At 73.3% G+C, this 20,864-nt stretch carries 21 protein-coding genes; 15 read left to right on the top strand and 6 right to left on the bottom strand.

The window, feature by feature from the left end; translation table 11 throughout:
- The first annotated feature begins 21 nt into the window (after positions 1–21).
- From ACGFIG_RS18120 to ACGFIG_RS18090, 7 genes are all read left to right on the top strand, one after another.
- Entirely contained in the window at positions 22–1,527 is a 1,506-nt protein-coding gene (locus ACGFIG_RS18120) for a Na+/H+ antiporter subunit D (RefSeq protein WP_393004204.1), read from the top strand.
- Entirely contained in the window at positions 1,524–2,096 is a 573-nt protein-coding gene (locus tag ACGFIG_RS18115; RefSeq protein ID WP_393004202.1) for a Na+/H+ antiporter subunit E, read from the top strand. The genes ACGFIG_RS18120 and ACGFIG_RS18115 overlap by 4 nt, the downstream gene beginning before the upstream one ends.
- Entirely contained in the window at positions 2,093–2,362 is a 270-nt protein-coding gene (locus ACGFIG_RS18110) for a monovalent cation/H+ antiporter complex subunit F (RefSeq protein WP_393004200.1), read from the top strand. Before ACGFIG_RS18115 ends, ACGFIG_RS18110 begins: the two co-directional genes overlap by 4 nt.
- A complete protein-coding gene (gene mnhG, locus ACGFIG_RS18105; protein ID WP_393004198.1) occupies positions 2,362–2,694 on the top strand; it encodes a monovalent cation/H(+) antiporter subunit G in 333 nt (110 codons plus the stop codon). The genes ACGFIG_RS18110 and mnhG overlap by 1 nt, the downstream gene beginning before the upstream one ends.
- A gap of 173 nt (positions 2,695–2,867) precedes the next feature.
- Complete coding sequence (locus ACGFIG_RS18100) at positions 2,868–4,217, top strand: hemolysin family protein (protein ID WP_393004196.1); 1,350 nt, start codon at positions 2,868–2,870, stop codon at positions 4,215–4,217.
- Entirely contained in the window at positions 4,214–5,278 is a 1,065-nt protein-coding gene (locus ACGFIG_RS18095; RefSeq protein ID WP_393004194.1) for a hemolysin family protein, read from the top strand. The genes ACGFIG_RS18100 and ACGFIG_RS18095 overlap by 4 nt, the downstream gene beginning before the upstream one ends.
- Positions 5,279–5,509: 231 nt before the next feature.
- Positions 5,510–6,436, top strand: coding sequence for a sporulation protein (locus tag ACGFIG_RS18090; RefSeq protein ID WP_393004192.1), 927 nt, complete (start codon positions 5,510–5,512; stop codon positions 6,434–6,436).
- Positions 6,437–6,561: 125 nt separating this feature from the next.
- Here ACGFIG_RS18090 and leuE read toward each other — a convergent pair whose 3' ends face one another.
- Together leuE and ACGFIG_RS18080 are read right to left on the bottom strand one after the other, a co-directional pair.
- Positions 6,562–7,230, bottom strand: a complete 669-nt coding sequence (gene leuE / locus ACGFIG_RS18085) for a leucine efflux protein LeuE (protein ID WP_393004190.1) — start codon at positions 7,228–7,230, stop codon at positions 6,562–6,564.
- Complete coding sequence (locus ACGFIG_RS18080) at positions 7,227–8,474, bottom strand: bifunctional pyridoxamine 5'-phosphate oxidase family protein/GNAT family N-acetyltransferase (protein ID WP_393004188.1); 1,248 nt, start codon at positions 8,472–8,474, stop codon at positions 7,227–7,229. Before ACGFIG_RS18080 ends, leuE begins: the two co-directional genes overlap by 4 nt.
- A 34-nt stretch (positions 8,475–8,508) precedes the next feature.
- On the opposite strand from ACGFIG_RS18080, the gene ACGFIG_RS18075 reads away from it, so the two are divergent.
- The 8 genes from ACGFIG_RS18075 to rny all read left to right on the top strand — a co-directional run bounded on the left by ACGFIG_RS18075 (position 8,509) and on the right by rny (position 17,320).
- The gene (locus ACGFIG_RS18075) at positions 8,509–9,849 is read left to right on the top strand and encodes an aminotransferase class I/II-fold pyridoxal phosphate-dependent enzyme (RefSeq protein ID WP_393004186.1); all 1,341 of its coding nucleotides are present in this window, start codon (positions 8,509–8,511) and stop codon (positions 9,847–9,849) included.
- Positions 9,850–9,948: 99 nt separating this feature from the next.
- Positions 9,949–10,725: a UdgX family uracil-DNA binding protein gene (locus tag ACGFIG_RS18070; protein ID WP_393004711.1), complete on the top strand. Its 777-nt coding sequence runs from the start codon at positions 9,949–9,951 to the stop codon at positions 10,723–10,725.
- An 83-nt stretch (positions 10,726–10,808) separates the two neighbouring features.
- Positions 10,809–12,116, top strand: coding sequence for an MFS transporter (locus tag ACGFIG_RS18065; protein WP_393004184.1), 1,308 nt, complete (start codon positions 10,809–10,811; stop codon positions 12,114–12,116).
- A 4-nt stretch (positions 12,117–12,120) separates the two neighbouring features.
- On the top strand, positions 12,121–12,321 hold the full coding sequence (locus tag ACGFIG_RS18060) for a DUF3046 domain-containing protein (protein WP_393004182.1): 201 nt from the start codon (positions 12,121–12,123) through the stop codon (positions 12,319–12,321).
- 184 nt (positions 12,322–12,505) lie between these two features.
- On the top strand, positions 12,506–13,552 hold the full coding sequence (recA, locus tag ACGFIG_RS18055) for a recombinase RecA (protein WP_393004180.1): 1,047 nt from the start codon (positions 12,506–12,508) through the stop codon (positions 13,550–13,552).
- 13 nt (positions 13,553–13,565) lie between these two features.
- Positions 13,566–14,261, top strand: a complete 696-nt coding sequence (locus ACGFIG_RS18050; RefSeq protein ID WP_393004178.1) for a regulatory protein RecX — start codon at positions 13,566–13,568, stop codon at positions 14,259–14,261.
- 22 nt (positions 14,262–14,283) lie between these two features.
- Positions 14,284–14,997, top strand: a complete 714-nt coding sequence (locus tag ACGFIG_RS18045; protein ID WP_393004176.1) for a 3-keto-5-aminohexanoate cleavage protein — start codon at positions 14,284–14,286, stop codon at positions 14,995–14,997.
- A 556-nt stretch (positions 14,998–15,553) separates the two neighbouring features.
- Positions 15,554–17,320 (top strand): ribonuclease Y, encoded by a 1,767-nt coding sequence (gene rny / locus ACGFIG_RS18040; RefSeq protein WP_393004174.1) that lies wholly within the window; start codon positions 15,554–15,556, stop codon positions 17,318–17,320.
- A gap of 60 nt (positions 17,321–17,380) precedes the next feature.
- Here rny and ACGFIG_RS18035 read toward each other — a convergent pair whose 3' ends face one another.
- From ACGFIG_RS18035 to ACGFIG_RS18020, 4 genes are read right to left on the bottom strand one after another with little or no spacing between them, the layout of a single operon-like run.
- Entirely contained in the window at positions 17,381–18,346 is a 966-nt protein-coding gene (locus tag ACGFIG_RS18035; RefSeq protein ID WP_393004172.1) for an amino acid ABC transporter permease, read from the bottom strand.
- Positions 18,343–19,050 (bottom strand): amino acid ABC transporter permease, encoded by a 708-nt coding sequence (locus tag ACGFIG_RS18030; RefSeq protein ID WP_393004170.1) that lies wholly within the window; start codon positions 19,048–19,050, stop codon positions 18,343–18,345. Before ACGFIG_RS18030 ends, ACGFIG_RS18035 begins: the two co-directional genes overlap by 4 nt.
- Positions 19,051–19,092: 42 nt before the next feature.
- On the bottom strand, positions 19,093–19,971 hold the full coding sequence (locus ACGFIG_RS18025; RefSeq protein ID WP_393004168.1) for a glutamate ABC transporter substrate-binding protein: 879 nt from the start codon (positions 19,969–19,971) through the stop codon (positions 19,093–19,095).
- Between the two features lie 57 nt (positions 19,972–20,028).
- Positions 20,029–20,784 (bottom strand): amino acid ABC transporter ATP-binding protein, encoded by a 756-nt coding sequence (locus ACGFIG_RS18020; protein WP_393004166.1) that lies wholly within the window; start codon positions 20,782–20,784, stop codon positions 20,029–20,031.
- Between the last annotated feature and the right edge of the window lie 80 nt (positions 20,785–20,864).

Genomic DNA, 20,864 nt, shown 5'->3' with positions numbered 1-20,864 from the left:
GTACGCGGGACGGGGCGCCCGATGAGCCGGCTCGTGCCGCTGCCCGTGGTGGTGCCGCTGCTGGGCGCGGCGTTGACCCTGCTGCTGGCCCGGTGGCCCGGGGCGCAACGGTTCGTCAGCGTGGCCTGCCTGACGGCCACGCTGGCGGTGGCGGCGGTGCTGCTGGTGCAGGCGTACCGGCACGGACCCGTGGTGGTCCAGGTCGGCGGGTGGCCGGCGCCGGTGGGCATCGTGCTGGTCGCCGACCAGCTCGCCGCGCTGATGCTGGTGATCTCCTCGGCGGTGACCCTGTGCGTGCTGCTCTACTCCGTCGGCCAGGGGCAGGGGGACTTCGGCGAGACCGTCCCGGTGACCATCTACCACCCCACCTACCTGGTGCTGACCGCCGGCGTCACCAACGCGTTCCTCGCCGGCGACCTGTTCAACCTCTTCGTCGGCTTCGAGATCCTGCTGGCCGCGAGCTTCGTGCTGATCACCCTCGGCGGCACCGAGACCCGGATCCGCACCGGCTCCACGTACGTGGTGGTCAGCATCCTCTCCTCGATGATCTTCCTCGCCTCGGTGGGCATGGTGTACGCGGCCACCGGCACCCTGAACATGGCCCAGTTGGCGCACCGGCTGGACGCGCTGCCCGACGGCGTACGGCTGACCCTCCAGCTGATGCTGCTGCTCGCCTTCGGGATCAAGGCGGCGGTCTTCCCGCTCTCGGCGTGGCTGCCCGACAGCTACCCGACGGCGCCGGCCCCCGTCACGGCGGTCTTCGCCGGCCTGCTCACCAAGGTCGGCGTGTACGCGATCATCCGCACCGAGACGCTGCTCTTCCCCGGCGGCGAGCTCGCCGGGCTGCTGATGGTGGTGGCCGGGCTGACCATGGTGGTGGGCATCCTCGGCGCGGTGGCGCAGTCGGACATGAAGCGCCTCTTCTCGTTCACCCTGGTCAGCCACATCGGCTACATGATCTTCGGGGTGGCGTTGAGCAGCGTCGCCGGGCTCTCCGGCGCGATCTTCTACGTGGTGCACCACATCACCATCCAGACCACGCTGTTCCTGGTCACCGGGCTGGTCGAGGAGCGGGCCGGCAGCACCGACCTGCGTCGCATCGGCGGCCTGGCCCGGGTGGCCCCGCTGCTCGGCGTCCTCTTCTTCGTCCCGGCCATGAACCTCGCCGGCATCCCGCCCTTCTCCGGGTTCCTCGGCAAGCTCGGCCTGCTCCAGGCCGGCGTCGCGGCCGGCGAGCCGCTGCCCGGCGTACTGGTCGCGGCGGGCACGGTGACGAGCCTGCTCACCCTCTACGTGGCCTCCCGGGTGTGGAACATCGCCTTCTGGCGGTCCCCCCAGCTGGCCACCACCGCCCCGGTCGTGCGCCTGCCCGCGCTGATGGTCGGCGCCACGATCGCGCTGGTCGGGCTGGGGCTGGCGCTGACCGTCGTCGCCGGGCCGCTGTTCGACGTCACCGCCGACGCGGCGGCCGACCTGCGCGAGCGCACCCCGTACATCCGTTCCGTGCTGCCGGTCGGTGCCCCGTGACCCCGGCACGGGGACGCGGCTGGGGACGGCGGCGGGACCAGCTCATCGCGTTCGGCTGGCTGGTGCTCGTCTGGAGCCTGTTCTGGGGGGACTTCTCCTGGGGCAACCTCGCGGGCGGGATGCTGGTGGCCGCCGCCGTGCTGGTGTTCTTCCCGCTGCCACCGGTGAGCTTCGGCGGCCGGCTGCGCCCCGGACCGCTGCTGGTCTTCGCGGTGCGCTTCGCCGCCGAACTGGTCAGCGCCAGCGCGCACGTCGCCCGGGTCGCGGTGCAGCCCGGGTACCAGCCCCGCGGGGCGATCATCGCGGTCCGCCTGCGGGTCCGCACCGACCTGAACCTCGCGCTCACCGCCGAGGCGATCTCGCTGGTGCCGGGCACGTTGATCGTCGAGGTGGACCGGGACCTCGGGGTCCTCTACGTGCACGTGTTCGACACCCACGGTCCGCAGGACCTCGACGGCAGCCGGCGGCGGATCCTCGCCGTCGAGCGCCGGATCGTCCGCGCGGTCGGCTCCGCCGCCGAGGTCCACCGGGTGAGCGCCGATCCCGTCGAGAGGGGACCCGACCCGTGACCACGTTCCTCGCCGTCATCCTCACCACCCTGTTCTCGGTGACCGCGATGCTGGCCCTGATCCGGCTCTACCGGGGGCCGTCGCTGATCGACCGGGTGGTCGCGGCCGACATGCTGCTCGCCACCCTGGTCGGCGCGGTCGGCGCGGAGGCCGCGGTGAACCGGCACGCCACCACCCTGCCGGTGCTGGTGGTGCTCTCCATGCTCGGCTTCGTCGGATCGGTGTCGCTGGTCCGCTTCGCCGTCCGCGAGGGCGGGGGAGCCTGATGTGGGACACGCTGGCCGACTGGCTGGGCGGCGGCTGCCTGGTGGTCGGCGCCCTGCTGAGCCTCGCCGCCGGGATCGGCGTGCTGCGCTTCCCCAGCACGCTGGACCGGATGCACGCCGCCACCAAGCCGCAGGTGCTCGGCGTGCTGCTCCTGCTGATCGGCGTGGCGCTGCGGCTACGTACCCCGGCGGACCTGGGCATGCTGGCGCTGGTCGGGGTGTTCCAGCTCGCCACGGCCCCGGTGGCGGCGCAGATGGTCGGCCGGGCCGCGTACCGCGCCGGCCGGGTCGACCCGGCCCTGCTCGACGCCGACGAACTCGCCGACCACTGACCGGGGATCGCGGGCGCCCGGCGGGGCCTTCGGCACACCTTCAGCGGACATCCAGGGGGGCCGGATAAAATGGGCCGCATGATCGACTCTTCTGCCCAGGAGGGCAGCAGTAGCCAGCCGGGTCGTGCCCGGCGTATCCCGACCCCGACGTCCCCGGGAGCCCTGAGCGACCCGTGTTGATCGTCGTCGGTCTTCTTCTCATCATCGTTCTCACCGTCGCCACGGGCTACTTCGTGGCCCAGGAGTTCGGCTACGTCGCCGTGGACCGGGGCCGGCTCAAGCAGCTGGCCGACGACGGCGACAAGGCCGCCGCCCGGGCGCTGGAGGTGACCGGACGGCTGTCGTTCATGCTCTCCGGCGCGCAGCTCGGCATCACCGTCACCGCCCTGCTGGTCGGTTACGTCGCCGAGCCGTTCCTCGGCGCCGGGCTGGCCGAGCTGCTCGGGGTCGCCGGCGTCTCCACGGCCGTCAGCCTGCCGCTCTCCGTCGTCCTCGCCCTGATCCTCGCCACCCTCGTGCAGATGGTCCTGGGCGAGCTGGCACCGAAGAACCTCGCCATCGCCCGACCCGAGCCCCTCGCGAGGGCCCTGAGCCGCTCCACCCTGATCTACCTCAAGATCGCCGGTCCGCTGATCAAGCTCTTCGACCGGGCCGCGGTCCGGCTGCTCCGCCGCGTCGGCATCGAGCCGATCGAGGAGCTGCCCAGCGGGGCCACCCCGCAGGACCTGGAGCAGATCATCGCCGAGTCCCGCCAGGAGGGGCACCTGACCGACGAGATGTCGACGCTGCTCGACCGGGGGCTCGACTTCCGGGAGCTGACCGCCGGCGAGGTCATGGTGCCCCGCGTCGACGTGCACACCGTACGCGCGCACGAGCCGCTCAGCCGGGTGGTCGAGCTGCTGGACACCGGCAAGTCCCGGTTCCCCGTACGCGGCACCGAGGGCGTCGACGACCTCGTCGGCGTGGTCGGTATCGCCGACGTGCTCGGCGTACCCCCGGAGAAGCGCGCGAGCACCCCGGTCAGCGCGGTGGCCGGGCCCCCGCTCCTGGTGCCGGAGACCCTGCCGCTGCCGACGGTGCTGGATCGGCTGCGCTCCGGCCACCGGCAGCTGGCCTGCGTGGTCGACGAGTACGGCGGCTTCGCCGGCGTGATCACGCTGGAGGACATCGCCGAGGAACTCGTCGGGCCGATCCGGGACGAGGACGACCCGCCGGAGCGGGCCCCGGCCCGCCAGGAGGACGGTTCCTGGGTGGTGCCGGCCCGCTGGCGCATCGACGAGGTCGCCGACAGCACCGGCATCGCGCTGCCCGAGGCCCCGGAGTACGACACGCTCTCCGGCCTGGTCATGCGGGAGCTGGGACGGGTCCCCGAGGTCGGTGACCGGCTGGAGATCAGCCTGCCGGCCGACGGCGAGGACGGCGCGGAGGAGCCGCGCGCCCTGGTCGAGGTGCTGGCCGTCGACCGGCACGTGGCCGACTCGGTCCGGCTGCGGATCGCCGAGCCGGGGGAGGTGTCCGCATGACCCCCGGTATCGCACTCTTCACGTCGGTGATCCTGCTGGCGCTGAACGGCTTCTTCGTGGCCGCCGAGTTCGCCCTGGTGGCCAGCAAGCGCTACCGGCTGGAGCACGCCGCCGCCGGTGGCGGCCGGGCCGCCCGGGCCGCCCTGGACGGCGTACGCGAGCTGTCCCTGATGCTGGCCGGCGCGCAGCTCGGCATCACGCTCTGCACCCTGGGGCTGGGCGCGCTCGCCGAACCGGCGATCGAGCACCTGCTGAGCCCGCTGCTGCACGCGGTGGGGCTGCCGACCGCCGCGAGTCACGTGATCGCGCTGATCTTCGCGCTCAGCGTCGTCACCTTCCTGCACCTGGTGGTCGGGGAGATGGCGCCGAAGTCCTGGGCGATCACCCACCCGGAGCGCTCGGCGGTGCTGCTGGCCCTGCCGTTCCGCGCCTTCGCGCGGGTCGCCCGGCCGGTGTTGTCGGTGATGAACGCGCTGGCCAACGCGATGCTGCGGCTGGTCAAGGTCAACCCGCAGGACCAGCTCGCCCAGGTGCACGGCCCGGACGAGCTGCGCATGCTGCTGGAGCAGTCCCGCGAGCACGGGCTGCTGGGCGCCGAGCAGCACGAGATGCTGACCAGCATGCTCGAGTTGCAGGGCACCACGGTGGCCCAGGTGATGGAGCCGTTCGACCAGATGGTGACGGTGCGCCGCGACGAGGGGGCCGACCGCATCGAGCAGGTCAGCCGGGACAGCGGCCGGTCGCGGCTGGCCGTGCTGGACGCCAACGGCGACGTCTGCGGCCTGGTCCACGTCCGCGAGGCGGTGCGGGCCACCACCACGGGTCGTACGGTCACCGCGGCCGAGCTGATGACCAACGCGCTCACCCTGCCGGCCACGGCCTCGGTGACCGACGCCGTGGCGGAGATGCGGGCCCGGCAGTCCCAGCTCGCGCTGGTGCGCAACGGCGGCGGGCCGACCCGGCCCATCGGCTTCGTCGCGCTGGAGGACCTGCTGGAGGAGGTCATCGGCGAGTTCGACGACGAGACCGACCCGGTGCCGCGCGGGCGACGCATGAGGTGAGAACGGACGGGTGGCCGCTCTTCTCCGAAGTCGGGGCGGCCACCCGCCGGGTCCGCGACCATGGAGGTGGGCCCCACCCACCGGTCCGCGACGACGGGGACGGCGTCCGCCGGGCCCGCGACGCACGGGGGCGGCGCCGGCCGGGCACGTGACGGCGGGGGCGGCCCCACGCGCGCGGGATCGGCGGTCACGGGGCGGCCGGGCCGGCCTGGTCGTGGACGGGGGAGTGCCGTGCGGCTGACGGGGGTGTCACCCGAGTCCAGCTGGACCGGACTGTCGGTGCGGACGGCCCTGGCCAACCCGAGCACCCGCCCGGGGCTGCGCCTGCCCGGACGGGTGACCGTCATCGCCGGCTCCACCGACGTACCCGTCCTGCACGTCCGGCTCGGCCTGGTCACCACGGCCGAGCCGGAGGACCCGGAGGCACCCCGTCGCCTGGTGCAGTTCCACCAGGCGACGGTGGCGGAAGGTTTCGTGCTGCGGGCCGGGCGGGGCCGCACGATCCCGTTCGAGTTCCCGCTGCCGTGGCAGACCCCGGTGACCGTGTTCGGCGAGGTCCCCCTGCTCAGCCTGCGGATGGGGCTGCGTACGGAGGTGGCGGTCGAGCCCCGGCTCGACCAGGGCGCGATGGTGCCGGTCTTCGTGCATCCGCTGCCCACCCAGGCGCACGTCCTGGCGGCCCTCGACACGCTCGGCTTCAGCATGCGTCAGGCCGGCCTGGTCGACGGGCGGCTGCCGGGGGTGGCGCAGACGCTGCCGCTGCACCAGCGGTTGGGCTACTGGGTGGCGCCGCTCTACGCCGGGCCGATCACCGAACTGGAGCTGATCTTCATCGCCGATCCGGCCGGCCTGGAGGTGATCCTCTGGATGGACCGGCGGCTGGCCCTGGCCGGGATCACCCACCAGAGCATCAGCCGGTTCCGGGTCTGGCACACCGGCGCCGACCAGCGCGACTGGGTCGCCACCGTGGACGCCTGGCTGCGCGCGGCGATCAACCGGCACGCTGCCGCCGCCGCGCACGCCGACTGGTCCGCGAACATCTCCGAGTCGGCGCACGTCAGCCGCCCGCCGGACGCGCCGATCCATCCCGGCTTCGGGCTGGGCGGCACCGCCGGCGGAGCCGGCATCGGCGGTTCCGGGGGCGGCGACGGCGCCTGACCCCGTCGGGTTCGGTCGGCGCCGGCCGGGCAGCGCCAGGCGATGGCGGCACCCGACCCGGCCGGTTCAGGCGCCGGCACCCGACCCGGCAGCGTCAGGGGGAGGCGGCACCCGGCCCGGCCGGGTCAGGCGGAGGCGGTGGCCAGCTTGAGGCTGAAGCCGAGGAAGAGCGCGGCGACGCCCGTGGTGGCGCCGGCGGCCAGGCGGTGGCGTCGACGGAACTGCGCCGCCAGGAACGTGCCCGTGAAGATCAGCGCGGTCAGGTAGAGCACGCTGGTGACCTGGGCGATGAGCCCGAGCAGCAGGAACGACAGCGCCGGCCAGGCGTAGTTCGGGTCCACGAACTGGATGAAGAACGACACGAAGAACAGGATGGCCTTCGGGTTGAGCAGGCTGATCACCAGCGCCTTGCGGAACGGGCTGCGCAGCGCCGCCGGCTCCGCGGCGTCGATGAGCCGCGGGCTGGCCGGGTCGTTGCGCGTGCGCCAGCGTCGCCACGCGCCGCGCAGCATCGTCAACCCCACATAGCCGAGGTACGCGGCACCGGCGTACTTGATCACGAGGAAGATCGGCGGGTACGCCTTGACCAGCGACGCCACGCCGGCGGCGGAGAGGAACATCAGCACCCCGTCGCCGACGAAGACCCCGCCGGCCGCACGGTAGCCGGCCGCCACGCCCCGCTGCGCGGCGGTGGAGAGCACGAAGAGGGAGTTGGGCCCGGGCAGCAGAACGATCGCCACGGTGCCCAGCACGTACGTCCAGATGTCGGTGATGCCCAGCACGCCCGTCATCATGGGGCCACGGGTGCCTCCCGGCGAAGCCTTTTCCGGAGCGTGACCTGTGCGTTCGGCCACTCGTCGACGGTCATCGAATACTGCACGGTGTCCCGCCAGGAGCCGTCCGGGCGCTGCCGGTGCCGCCGCAGCACCCCCTCGCGGGACGCGCCGAGGCGCTCGATCGCCCGCTGCGAGCGCTCGTTGCGGATGTCGGTGTGCCAGACCACCCGTACCGCGCCCAGCTCCTCGAAGGCGCGGGTGAGCAGCAGCAGCTTCGCCTCCGTGTTGATCCCGGTGCGCCACCAGGGCCGGCCCAGGTAGGTGTAGCCGATCGCCACCGCCCGGCGCTCCGGGTCCACCTCGTAGAAGGAGGTGGTGCCCACCACGGCGCCGGTCACCGCGCAGCGCTGCACCCACGGCACCCGCTCGCCCCGCCGGTGTGCGGCCAGCGCGACGGCGATCGCCTCGGCGGTGCCGGCGGGGTCGGCCGGCCGCGGCGGGCTGCCCAGGTGCCGCCAGACCTCCGGGTCGGCGGTCGCGGCGTGCAGCTCGTCGGCGTGCGCGAGGTCGAGCGGTTCGAGCAGCACGTGCTCCCCGCGCAGCACCGCCGGGTCGAGCCACGGCGACGTCTCCGGCCGCAGGTACGCAGGCACCGGCACGCCCACCCCGGCGTCGGGCTCGGGCGGTCCGGCGGTCAGTCGCAGCGGCACCACGCCGGCCCAGTACGGCAGGGCGAGGTCGGCCGGCTCGTCGCGTACGCCGCCGGCGCGGGCGCGCACCGACACCTCGCGCAGCGGCAGGGCCAGTACGGCCGTCTCGGCCAGCTCCCGGCGCGAGGGCGGCCGGCTGTCGGCGCTGCGCCCCGCGGCGGCCTTCTCCACCAGGGCGGTCAGCATCCGCAGCTTCTCCCGCTGGTCGGTGACCAGCCGGGCGGTGCCGTGCGCCACCACCGAGCGGTAGTTGGCGCTGTGGTGGAACTGCGAGCGGCCGTAGACGAGGCCGTCGAGCAGGGTGACGGCGACGCAGATCCGCAGTCCGTCGCCCCGGGCGGCGAGCAGCGGCCGGCTGCCGGTGGAGCCGTGCAGGTAGAGGGTGTCGCCGATGCGCACGTGCAGGGTGGGCAGCACCCGGGGCTCGCCGTCGACGGTGAACCCGAGCGCGCAGTCGTACGCCTCGTCGAGGACGGCGTGCGCGGCGGCCTCGTCGTAGCTCATCCGCTCCCGCGAGCGGCTGGCGGCGGTCCGTTCGGTGGGTGCGTACATGGCTCGACCTTTGTTCTAGTACAATCCCTGATTTGTGTCAGCACGCTATCAGGTCGTCGGTACGACGGCCGCCGAGATTTCGGCCAGCATCGAATCGGGCATCCGGAGCGCCGCCCTCGCCCCCGGCGACGCGCTGCCGCCGGTGCGGGAGCTCGCCGCCCGGCTCGCGGTGAGCCCGGCCACCGCGGCCCGGGCCTACCAGGAGCTGCGCCAGCGGGGCCTGGTGGTCACCGCCGGCCGGCACGGCACCCGGGTGCGGCCCCGCCCACCGGTGGCGGCCCGCCGCTCCGCGCTGCGCCCGCCGACCGTCCCCGGCCTGCGTGACCTCTCCCGGGGCGAGCCGGACGTGCGCCTGCTGCCACCCCTCGGGGAGCACCTGGCCGGCCTGGCCGCCGCCGCGGGCGAGCCGGTCGGCTACCCCGCCGCCGGGGTGCTGCCCGAGCTGGCCGGGGCGGCCCGCGAGCGGCTGGCCGCCGACGGCGTACCGGCGACGGAGCTGACCGTCACCGGCGGCGCCCTGGACGGCATCGAGCGGCTGCTCGGCGCGCACCTGCGCCCCGGGGACGCGGTCGCGGTCGAGGACCCCGGCTGGGCCAACCTGCTCGACCTGATCGCCGCGCTCGGGTTGCGGCCGATCGGTGTGCCGGTCGACGACGACGGTCCGCTCGTCGCCGGGGTCGGCGCCGCGCTGGCCGCCGGCGCGCGGGCGCTGATCGTGACGAGCCGGGCCCAGAACCCCACCGGCGCGGCGGTCTCCGCCGAGCGGGCCGGGCAGCTGCGCGCCCTGCTCGCCGGCCGGTCCGACCTGCTGCTGATCGAGGACGACCACGCCGCCGAGCTGGCCCGCGTACCGCTGCACCCGCTCGCCGGGGCGACCCCGACGTGGGCCTTCGTCCGCTCGGTGAGCAAGCCGTTCGGCCCCGACCTGCGGCTGGCCGTGCTGGTCGGCGACGAGACCACGGTGGCCCGGGTGGCCGGCCGGGCCCGGGTCGGCGCCGGCTGGGTCTCCACCGTGCTGCAACGACTGGTCCTGGCGCTCTGGCGCGACCCCGCCGTGGCGGTGCTGGTGGACCGGGCCGCCGGCAGCTACGAGCGGCGGCGCACGGCGTTGGTCGACGCGCTCGCCGGCCACGGCCTGACCGCCCACGGGCGCAGCGGCATCAACGTCTGGCTGCCGGTCGACGACGAGACCAGCGTGCTGACCGCGCTGCGCGACGCCGGCTGGGCGGTCGCGCCCGGCGCGCTGCACAGCATCGCCGGCCCGCCGGCGATCCGGATCACCGTCAGCTCGCTCTCCGACGCGGAGATCCCGGAGCTGGCCGGGGCGGTGGCCCGGGCGGTGCGGCCCACCCCGCCCGCCGGCTTCACGGCGTGAGCGGGCGCCGGCCGCCCCGTCGGTCACCCGCCGGCCGGCGTCGTCGCCCACCGCTACCCGGCCCGGGGGCGGGCGGCGTCGCGCGTCCCACCGTCCACTCTGTCCGCACCGGCGTGTCCCGCCCGGCGGGTCCCCGCGCGTGTCCCTCCCGCACCGGGTAGAACAGTCGCCATGGCCGAGCAGACCGAGACCGCACCGGGCGCACAGCAGTTCATCCCGCCGCAGGCCGACACCCTCGACGACCTGCGCGTCGCCGCCGCCGGCTGCCGGGGCTGCGAGCTCTACCGCGACGCGTCGCAGACCGTCTTCGGCCGCGGCGACGCCGGCGCGCGGGTGGTCTTCGTCGGCGAGCAGCCCGGCGACATGGAGGACCAGAAGGGCCTGCCGTTCGTCGGCCCGGCCGGCCGGCTGCTGCGCAGGGCGGTCGACGACGCCCGGCTCGACCCCGGCCACATCTACCTCACCAACGCGGTGAAGCACTTCCGTTTCGAGCTGCGCGGCAAGCGGCGCATCCACCAGACCCCGGACCGGGTGCACGTCACCGCCTGCCGCCCCTGGCTGGTGGCCGAGTTCGCCCAACTGCGCCCGGAGATCGTGGTCGTGCTCGGCGCGACCGCCGCCAAGGCCCTGCTCGGCCCGACGTTCCGGGTCACCCGCCAGCGCGGCGAACTGCTGCCCTGGCCGGAGTCGGCCCAGCGCCCGGAGGACTTCCGGCGGGTTCCGGTGGACTCCGCCGGCGCCGTCGCCGACGCCCCGCCGGCCCGGCTGCTGGCCACCATCCACCCGTCCGCCGTGCTGCGCGCCGACGACCAGGACAAGGCGTACGAGGGGCTGGTCGCCGACCTCACCGTCGCCGCCCGCGCCCTCGCCGGCTGAGCGCCGCGCGACCGGCTGCCGTACGGCGCGCGGGGTGCGCAAGGATGGAACGGTAGTTCACCCCTTACCTCGAAGGAGCAGACGTGGCCACAGACCTCGTCGCGCCGCTCGCCGCCTCCGACGTCGCGCCCATCCAGCGGCGTACGCTGCGGTTGCTCTTCGTCACCCAGATCATCGGCGGGATCGGGGTGACCATCGGGGTCACGGTCGGGGCGCTGCTCGCCGCCGACATCGCCGGCACCGCCGTCGCAGGGCTGGCGAGCAGCGCGGCCGTGGTCGGCGGCGCGTTGCTGGCCGTGCCGGTCACCCGGCTCATGACGGCCCGTGGCCGGCGGCCGGGCCTGGTCGTGGCGTACCTGACCGGCGCGGCCGGCGGTGCCCTCGTGGTCCTGGCGGCGGTCACCCGCTGGGTTCCGCTGCTCTTCCTCGGCATGCTCCTGTTCGGCGGCGGCAGCGCGGCCAACCTCCAGGCCCGCTACACGGCGGTCGACCTGGCGGCCCCCGCCCGCCGGGGCCGCCAGCTCTCGTTGATCGTCTGGGCCACCACCCTCGGCGCGGTCGCCGCGCCGAACTTCGCCACGCTCGCCGACCGCACCACCAGCGGCTGGGGGCTGCCGCCGCTGGCCGGTCCGTTCGCGTTCAGCGCCGTCGCCCTGGTGCTCGCCGCCGGGGCGATCCTGGCGCTGCTGCGGCCGGACCCGCTGCTCACGGCGCGCCGGCTGGCGACGGCCGCCACGCCGGCGACCCCCGTCCTCGCGCCGGCGCCGACCGTCCGGCGCGGTGCGGGCATGCGGGCCGCCTGGTCGGTGGTATGCACCCGCCCGGCCGCCCGGCTCGGCATCGTCGCCGTGGCGGTCGGCCACCTGGTGATGGTCGCGGTGATGGTGATGACCCCGGTACGCCTGCACGAGTGGCACGACGACGCCGACGTGCTGCGGGTGGTCGGTCTCGTGCTGAGCCTGCACATCGCCGGCATGTACGCCCTCGCCCCGCTGGCGGGGTGGCTCACCGACCGCGTCGGTCGCCGGGCGGTGATCCTCGGCGGCGTCGGGCTGCTGCTCGCGGCCTGCGCGGTCGCCGGCACCGCCGGGCACCACACGGCCCGGCTCTCGGTCGGGTTGTTCCTGCTCGGCCTGGGCTGGTCGGGGACCATGGTCGCGGGCTCAACGCTGCTGTCGGAGTCGGTGCCGGTGGGGGTCCGGCCGAGCGTGCAGGGGCTCTCCGACCTGACCATGGGGCTCGCCGGCGCCGGGGCCGGGGCGGTCAGCGGGTTTGTCGTGGAGGTGGCCGGATATCCGGTGCTCACCGGACTCGCGGCGGTCGCGGTGGTGCCCCTGGTGACGCTAGCGTTGCGGCCGGTGCCGGTGGGGGCACCGGACAAGGAGGACTGATCACGTGCGGCTGACCGACTTCTGGACCCGGCTGGAGGAGGCGTTCGGTCCCGGCTACGCGGCCAGCATCGCCCGCGACCAGGTGCTCTCGCAGCTCGGCGGGCGGACCGTCGAGCAGGCCCTGGCGGCGGGTGAGCAGACCCACGTGGTGTGGCGCGCGGTCTGCGCCGCCTATCCCGACCGGGTGCCCGCGCGACTACGCTGAGCAGCCGTTTCCCGGCTCGCGCGTGTCGCTTGCCGACTCGTACACCTGTTCGGCTATTGTCCACAGCGGGGCGCTCGTCCACAGCTCACGGCCGGTCGGCTGGTTTTCTGTCGGACCCAGCGCCTAGCGTGTCCGCGTGACGCGAAGCTCAGGAAAGACGCCGGCGAAGGCAGGGGTGGCAAACATGGCCGCAGGGCCCGACCGGGAGAAGGCACTCGACCTTGCTCTCGCTCAGATCGACAAGCAGTTCGGCAAGGGTTCGGTGATGCGGCTGGGGGAGCGGCCGGTCATCCAGACGTCGGTGATCCCGACGGGTTCGATCGCGCTCGACGTGGCGCTCGGCGTGGGCGGTCTGCCCCGGGGCCGGGTCGTCGAGATCTACGGCCCGGAGTCCAGCGGTAAGACCACGGTGGCGCTGCACGCGGTGGCCAACGCCCAGCGCTCCGGCGGCATCGCCGCCTTCGTCGACGCCGAGCACGCGCTCGACCCGGAATACGCCAAGGCCCTCGGCGTCGACACCGACGCCCTGCTGGTCTCCCAGCCCGACACCGGCGAGCAGGCGCTGGAGATCGCGGACATGCTGGTCCGCTCCGGCGCGATCGACATCATCGTCATCGACTCGGTGGCCGCGCTGGTGCCGCGCGCCGAGATCGAGGGCGAGATGGGCGACAGCCACGTGGGCCTCCAGGCCCGGCTGATGAGCCAGGCGCTGCGGAAGATCACCGGTGTGCTCAACAACACCGGCACCACGGCGATCTTCATCAACCAGCTCCGCGAGAAGATCGGCGTGATGTTCGGCAGCCCCGAGACCACCACGGGTGGTCGGGCGCTGAAGTTCTACGCCTCCGTCCGGCTCGACGTGCGTCGCATCGAGAGCCTCAAGGACGGCACCGACGTGGTCGGCAACCGCACCCGCGTCAAGGTCGTGAAGAACAAGGTCGCCGCGCCGTTCAAGCAGGCCGAGTTCGACATCATGTACGGCAAGGGCATCTCCCGCGAGGGCTCGCTGATCGACGTCGGCGTCGAGCAGGCGATCATCCGCAAGTCCGGCGCCTGGTACACCTACGACGGCGACCAGCTGGGTCAGGGCAAGGAGAAGGCCCGCGAGTTCCTCCGGGAGAACCCGGACGTGGCCGCCGAGATCGAGAAGAAGATCCTGGAGAAGCTCGGCGTCGGGGTCGGCGCGGGTGACGCCGCCGGTGGCCCGGAGCTGCCGCCGGTCGACTTCTGACCGGTCCTGACCCGTGGCAGGACGACGCGCCCGCACCGGGCGGGGTTGGGATGCCAGCCCCGCCCGCGCGGGTGACGACAACACGCCCCGACCCCGTCGGGCCCGGCGCGGTGCAGCCGGCGACACCGATCCCGAGCAGCCCTCGGCCCCACCCCGCGACGAGGCCGAGCTGGCGCGGGAGATTTGCCTGCGCCAACTCGCCGTCCGACCCCGCACCCGGGCCGAGCTGGCCGGGGCGCTGGCGAAGCGGGGCGTCTCCGACGAGGTCTCGGCGGAGGTGCTCGACCGCTACGACGAGGTCGGCATCATCGACGACGCCGCCTTCGCCCGGGCCTGGGTGTCCAGCCGGCACAACGGTCGGGGCCTGGCCCGCCGGGCGCTCGCCAACGAGCTGCGCCGGCGCGGGGTGGACGGCGAGGTCGCGAGCGAGGCGCTCGGCGAGTTGGACGAGGAGACCGAGGCCGAGACCGCCCGCGTCCTGGTCGAACGGAAGCTGCGTACCGCCCGGGGTGAGCCGGACGCCGTCTTCCGCCGGCTGGTGGCCATGCTGGCCCGCAAGGGCTATCCGCCGGGCGTGGCGATCCGGGCGGTGAAGGACGCGCTGGCCGCGCAGAGCGCCGAGGCGGCCGAGTTCGCCGAGCAGATCGACGCCGACGCGCTCGCCGACGCCGAGGGTGATCTCGACCGGGACAGCGGTTCCGGCGGGTGAGCGCGGCGGAGGGAGAGCTCCGATGCTGAAGGCGTGCCTCAACGGGGCCCGGATGCGTGACGAGCATCCGGCGGTGCCGGTCACCCCGGCCGAGCTGGCGGCCGACGCGGCCCGCTGCGCGGCGCTCGGTGCCATCGCGGTGCACGTGCACCCACGGGACGGCGCCGGCCGGGAGTCCCTGCACCCGTCGGCGGTCGCCGCCGCGCTGGACGCGATCCGGGCCGCCCGGCCAGGGTTGCCCGTCGGGGTGAGCACCGGGGCCTGGATCGAGCCGGACCCGGCCGCCCGGGTGGCCGCCGTTCGGGCCTGGCGGGTGCTGCCCGACTTCGCCTCGGTCAACGCGCACGAGCCGGGCGCGGAGGCGGTGGCGGCGGCGCTGCACGAGCGGGGCGTCATGGTGGAAGCGGGGCTCTGGACGGTCGACGCGGTGCGGGCTCACACGCGGTGGCGGGTGCCGGCCGGGCGGATCCTGATCGAGTGCATGGCCGAGGAGCGCACGGCGGCGCTGGCGGACGCCGCCGCCATGCTGGCGGCGCTGCCGCCCCGGGTGAGCGGGGACCCACCGGTGCTGCTGCACGCCGAGGGGCCGGCGACATGGGCGGTGCTGGCCGAAGCGGTGCGTCGAGGGTTGCACCGCCGCGTCGGGCTGGAAGACACCCTGTCGCTGCCGGACGGCTCGACCGCGCCCGACAACGCCGCACTGGTGTCGGCGGCGCTCGCCGCGGGCGCCCCCTGACCGGCGCGCCGCCGCGCCGACGGTTACGTCACAGTCGGTCGCACCGGGTCCACACGGACCGCGTCCGCGTCGGCCCGGCTGAGCAGGGCCGATGCGTGACCGGCGTCGATTGGCCGCCGCTTTTGTCCGCCGGTGTCCGGCACGAAATCAGCGCTGCGTAACGCGACAACTTCTCTCCGTTCGGGGGGTTTGATCATGACTTCTTGACCAGACCGCCCCGGGAGACCTAGCCTCGCCATACAGGCTCACATTGCCCGACCAAGCGCAGGCTAAGCGCACAACATAGATCGTGTAACGGAACAGCATCACTTTGACCGATCCGATCGGTCATCGGCGGCAGCTCGGACTGGCCGGTCCGACGCTGGCGTGACAACTGCACCCGGCCGTCGGCGATGCTCCCATGTGGGGCACCGCCGACGGAAGCTACCCCACGGCCAGTCGCTCCGGTCGGGCGTCCACAGCCGCAGGGTGCGTGCCCATCGGCACGGTCGCTGCGGTCCCGACGTTCAGGGGAGGCGGCCATGGCGAGGCGGCGCAGTTGCACCGGGGTGCCGACATGAGCGGGTTCGACGCCGTGATCCTCGCCGTCGTGCTGGTCCTGACCGTGGTCGTGCTCGGGGCGGTGCTGCTCGGCGTACGGGCGCTGCGGCGGTTCAGCGCGGCGCCGGCGCCCGAGGACCCCGCCTTCATCGCCGAGAAGGACCGGCAGGAGCAGTCCCTCGCGGCCCTGCGTACCGCCGCCGACGAGGCCAACAGCACGATCGACGTGGCGAAGTCCGCCGCCGCGGCGGCCCGCGCGGAGGCAGCCGCCGCGAGGGCCGAGGCGAAGGCGGCCCGGGCCGAGGCCCGCCGGGTGCTCGACGACGCCCGGGCGGAGGCCGACACCGTCCTGGAGCGGGCCCACAAGCAGGCCGAGGCCGACGCGGAGCAGTTGCGGGTCACCGCCCGGCGCAGCGGCGAGCGGGAGGTCGCGGTGCTCGCCGCCACCACCCGGGAGCAGGCTGCCGAGGTGGAGCGGCGGGCGGCCCGGATGGACGAGCGCGAGCGGCTGCACACCGAGGAGGTGGAGCGGCTCGCCGAGCGGGAGCGGCAGCTCACCGCCGCCAGCGCGGCCCTGTCGGCCCGGGAGGCCGCGCTCGTCCAGCGGGAGGCCGAGCTCGCCGAGGCGGAGGAGCAGCGGCGCCGCGAGCTGGAGCGGGTCGCCGGCCTCACCGCCGACGCGGCCCGCGCCGAGCTGATCGAGGCGATCGAGGTCCAGGCCAAGCGGGAGGCCGCGCTGCTGGTGCGGGACATCGAGTCCGACGCGCGCGGCACCGCCGAGCAGCGCGCGCGGCACATCGTCGTCGACGCCATCCAGCGGGTCGCCAGCGAGCAGACCGCGGAGAGCGTGGTCAGCGTCCTGCACCTGCCCGGCGACGAGATGAAGGGGCGGATCATCGGCCGGGAGGGCCGCAACATCCGCGCCTTCGAGTCGGTCACCGGCGTCAACCTGATCATCGACGACACCCCCGAGGCGGTGCTGCTCTCCTGCTTCGACCCGGTGCGCCGGGAGGTCGGCCGGCTGACCCTGGAGAAGCTGGTCCTGGACGGGCGGATCCACCCGCACCGCATCGAGGAGGTCTACGACCTGGCCCGGCACGAGGTGGAGGAGCTGTGCCAGCGGGCCGCCGAGGACGCCCTGGTCGAGGTGGGCATCACCGAGATCCACCCGGAGCTGGTCACCCTGCTCGGCCGGCTGCGCTACCGGACGTCGTACGGGCAGAACGTGCTCAAACACCTGGTGGAGACCGCGCACATCGCCGGCGTCATGGCCGCCGAGCTGCGGCTGGACGTGCCGCTCATCAAGCGCTCGGCGTTCCTGCACGACATCGGCAAGGCGCTCACCCACGAGGTGGAGGGCAGCCACGCCATCATCGGCGCCGACCTCGCCCGCAAGTACGGCGAGAGCGAGGACGTCGTCCACGCCATCGAGGCGCACCACAACGAGGTGCCGCCGCAGACCGTCGAGGCCGTCCTCACCCAGGCGTCCGACGCCTGCTCGGGCGGCCGGCCGGGGGCCCGCCGGGAGAGCCTTGAGGCGTACGTCAAGCGGCTGGAGCGGATCGAGGAGATCGCGGCCGGCAAGCTCGGTGTGGAGAAGGTCTTCGCCATGCAGGCCGGCCGGGAGATCCGGGTGATGGTCAAGCCGGACGACGTGGACGACATCGGCGCGGCCGTGCTGGCCCGGGACGTGGCCAAGCAGATCGAGGAGGAGCTGACCTACCCGGGGCAGATCCGGGTGACCGTGGTCCGCGAGTCCCGGGTCACCGAGATCGCCCGCTGACGGCGCAACGCGAAGGGCCGGCCCGATGCGATCGGGCCGGCCCTTCGTCGTACGTGCGGATCAGGCGGCGCCGGTGCCCTCCGCCTGCGCGGTGAGCGCCGCCGGGGGCGGGTTCTGGGCCGGGGTGCCGGCGGTCTTGCGGCCCCGGGAGAGCCGGTGCTGGACGTACTGGGCCAGCTTCGACAGCGCGTAGTTCACCAGGATGAACAGCACCGCGATCACGATGTAGACCTGGATCGGGTTGTCCAGCGCGCCGATGATCTGCTTGCCGATGTTCAGGGTCTCCTCGTAGCTGATGATGAAGCCCAGCGAGGTGTCCTTGAGCACCACGACGAGCTGGCTGATCAGCGCCGGTAGCATGATCCGGAACGCCTGCGGCAGCAGGATCATCCGGGTGGTCTGCAACGGGGAGAGGCCGATCGCGGAGGCCGCCTCGGCCTGCCCGCCGGGCAGGCCCTCCATGCCGGAGCGGAGGATCTCGGCGATCACCACGGAGTTGTAGATGGTCAGGCCGATGACCAGGTACCACAGCGTGTCGAACGAGACGCCGAACTCGGGGAAGCCACGGGCCACGAAGAAGATCGTGATGACCACCGGCAGGCCCCGGAACACCTCGACGCAGACCCGGGTGACCGCCGACAGCAGCGTGCTCAGCCCGCGCAGCAGGTACGCCAGCGGTGTCGCCAACCCGGTGAACCGGCGCTGGGTGAGGCTCTTGAGCTGGATCCGCAGCACCGCGAGCAGGGTGCCGACCACCAGCGAGGAGACGATGGCCAGCGCGGCGGCGGTCAGGGTGTTCGTGATGCCGGTGCCGATCCGCTTCCACACCAGGGAGAAGTTCTCGTTGGAGGGGTCGATCAGCGGCCCCCACAGCTCCATCGAGAACTGGCCCTTGTCGTTCAGCGGCCGGTAGACCAGGAAGTACGCGGCGGCGAGCAGCAGCACCGTCGCCACCACGCTGCCGATCAGGGTGAGCCGGCGCTGCCGGGGCCCGGGGACGTCGTAGAGGACGCTCTGCTGGCTCACCGGGCCACCGCCTGCCGCTTCTCGATCCGGTCGAGGAGTGCGCCGAGGGGGACGGTCATGATCAGGTATCCGATCGAGATGCCGATGGCGACGGGGACGAAGGCGTAGCCCTCGGCCGAGGTCAGTTGGTCGGCGGTCTGCGAGAGGTCACCGACCACGCCGAAGAAGCCGACCAGGGCCGAGTTCTTGATCATCGCGATGATCACCGACCCGAGCGGCACCACCGAGGCCTTCCAGGACTGCGGCAGCACCACGTAGCGCAGGTTCTGGCCGAAGGTGAGCCCGAGCGACCGGGCGGCCTCCGCCTGGCCGGCGGGCACCGCGTTCACGCCGGAGCGCAGCGCCTCGCAGACGAACGCCGCGGTGTAGAGCACCAGCGCGATCAGCGCGAAGCGGAAGTACGGCAGGTCGGTGTCGAGCCGGCTGAACACCGCGTCCAGGCCGGGGATCCGTAGGAAGTCCGCGTTGGAGCCGAGCGCCGGCAGACCGAACGCGGCGAAGAACATCACCACGGTCAGCGGCATGTTGCGGAACACGTTCACGTAGCCGGTGCCGAGCGCCCGCAGCGGTGGCACCGGGGAGATCCGCAGCACCGCCAGGACAGCGCCCAGGACCAGGGCGCCGACCGCGGCGAGTACGCAGATCTGGAGGGTGAGCCAAAATCCACCCGCGAAGACGTCGAACTTGTCGATGAGCACACTCACGGGACGGTCTTCCTCCCCACCCTCCAGATCAGCGATTCAGGCTCAGTAGCGGTTGACGGTCGGGGCGGCGCCGAGCTCGGCACCGAACTTGCCGGCGGTGTCGTCCCAGGCCTTCTTCCAGCTGCCGTCCGCGTACGCCTTCTCCAGCGTGTCGTTGATGAAGTTGCGGAAGTCGGTGTCCTCCTTCTTCACCCCGATGCCGTACGGCTCCTTGGTGAAGTTGCTGCCGGCCAGCTTGAACGACGCCTCGTCCTTGGCGATGTAGCCGAGCAGGATCACGTTGTCCGTGGTGACGGCGTCGACCTGGCCGCCCTTGAGGGCGTCGCGGCACTTGTCGTAGGTGTCGAACAGCACCAGCTGGGTGGCGACGTCCTTGACGTGCTTCTTGATCTCCTCGGCCGGCGTGGATCCGGTGACCGAGCAGACCTTCTTGGTGCCGTCCTTGAACGAGTCCGGGCCGGTGATGGCCGCGTCGTCCTTCTTCACCATGATGTTCTGGCCGGCCTCGTAGTACGGCCCGGCGAACGCGATGCGCTCCTTGCGCTTGTCGTTGATCGTGTAGGTGGCGGCGACCAGGTCGACCGTGCCGTTCACGATCACGTCCTCGCGGACCTTCGAGGGGGCCTCGACCCACTCGATCTTGTCCTCGGGGATGCCGAGCTCCTTGACGATGATCTTCGCGACCTCGACGTCGAAGCCCTCCGGCTTGCCGGAGAGGCCCTTCTGGCCGAAGCCGGGCTGGTCGAACTTCGTGCCGATCTTGATGGCCTGGGCCTTGTTGAGGCGCTCCATCGTGCTGCCGGCGGCGAAGGACTTGCTGCCGGCGCCGGTGCCCTCGTCGGCGTCGTCGCCACCGCAGGCGGTCATGCCGAGCGCCAGGGTGGCGGCCGCCGCAAGCGCCGCTACGCGCGTGATACGCATGTTGATCTCCTTCTTGGACGGAACCGCCGGGGGACGGCGCGCTCCGGGTACGGACGGCTAGTGCGTGAGGATTTTGGAGAGGAAGTCCTTGGCCCGCTCGCTGCGCGGGTTCGCGAAGAATTCGGCCGGCGGCGCGTCCTCGACCAGTTGGCCGTCGGCCATGAAGATGACCCGGTTCGCCGCGTGCCGGGCGAAGCCCATCTCGTGGGTCACCACGACCATGGTCATGCCGTCACTGGCCAGCGACGTCATCACGTCCAGCACCTCGCCGACCATCTCCGGGTCCAGCGCGCTGGTCGGCTCGTCGAAGAGCATCGCCTTGGGCTGCATGGCCAGCGCCCGGGCGATCGCCACCCGCTGCTGCTGGCCGCCGGAGAGCTGCGCCGGGAACTTGTCGGCCTGGTTGGCGATGCCCACCCGGTCCAGCAGGGCCAGCCCGCGCTCGCGCGCCGCCGCCGGCTTCTCCTTGCGGACCTTGACCGGCCCGAGGGTGACGTTCTCGAGGATCGTCTTGTGCGCGAAGAGGTTGAACGACTGGAAGACCATGCCGACCTCGCTGCGCAGCTTCGCCAGAGCCTTGCCCTCGGCCGGCAGCGCCTGCCCGTCGAAGGTGATCGTGCCGGAGCTGATCGGTTCGAGGCGGTTGATGGTGCGGCAGAGCGTGGACTTGCCGGAGCCCGACGGCCCGATCACCACGACCACCTCGCCGCGCCCGACCGACAGTGAGACGTCGTCCAGTACGTGCAGCGGCCCGAACCACTTGTTGACCGAGTCCAGCACGATGAGCGGTTCGCCCGTCGTCACGTCGTTCACCGTCCCTGTCGTCGCGCGGGGGTCGGACGACCCCCGGTGCGGCAACTTTAGGCGGGGGGATGTGGCGGTACGCAACTCAG

Origin of the sequence: Micromonospora sp. NPDC049048 (assembly GCF_043197615.1) — a bacterium.
Lineage (GTDB): Bacteria > Actinomycetota > Actinomycetes > Mycobacteriales > Micromonosporaceae > Micromonospora.
The sequence above is the reverse complement of the archived record's forward strand: the minus strand, read 5'-3'. Positions and strand labels throughout refer to the sequence as shown.

Excerpts from the sequence above, each read along its gene's own strand:
- ACGFIG_RS18080 (WP_393004188.1), bottom strand. The coding sequence starts at position 8,474 with ATGTACGCACCCACCGAACGGACCGCCGCCAGCCGCTCGCGGGAGCGG.
- rny (WP_393004174.1), top strand. The coding sequence starts at position 15,554 with ATGAGCGGGTTCGACGCCGTGATCCTCGCCGTCGTGCTGGTCCTGACC.
- ACGFIG_RS18120 (WP_393004204.1), top strand. The coding sequence starts at position 22 with ATGAGCCGGCTCGTGCCGCTGCCCGTGGTGGTGCCGCTGCTGGGCGCG.
- ACGFIG_RS18095 (WP_393004194.1), top strand. The coding sequence starts at position 4,214 with ATGACCCCCGGTATCGCACTCTTCACGTCGGTGATCCTGCTGGCGCTG.
- ACGFIG_RS18045 (WP_393004176.1), top strand. The coding sequence starts at position 14,284 with ATGCTGAAGGCGTGCCTCAACGGGGCCCGGATGCGTGACGAGCATCCG.
- recA (WP_393004180.1), top strand. The coding sequence starts at position 12,506 with ATGGCCGCAGGGCCCGACCGGGAGAAGGCACTCGACCTTGCTCTCGCT.
- ACGFIG_RS18025 (WP_393004168.1), bottom strand. The coding sequence starts at position 19,971 with ATGCGTATCACGCGCGTAGCGGCGCTTGCGGCGGCCGCCACCCTGGCG.
- mnhG (WP_393004198.1), top strand. The coding sequence starts at position 2,362 with ATGTGGGACACGCTGGCCGACTGGCTGGGCGGCGGCTGCCTGGTGGTC.
- leuE (WP_393004190.1), bottom strand. The coding sequence starts at position 7,230 with ATGATGACGGGCGTGCTGGGCATCACCGACATCTGGACGTACGTGCTG.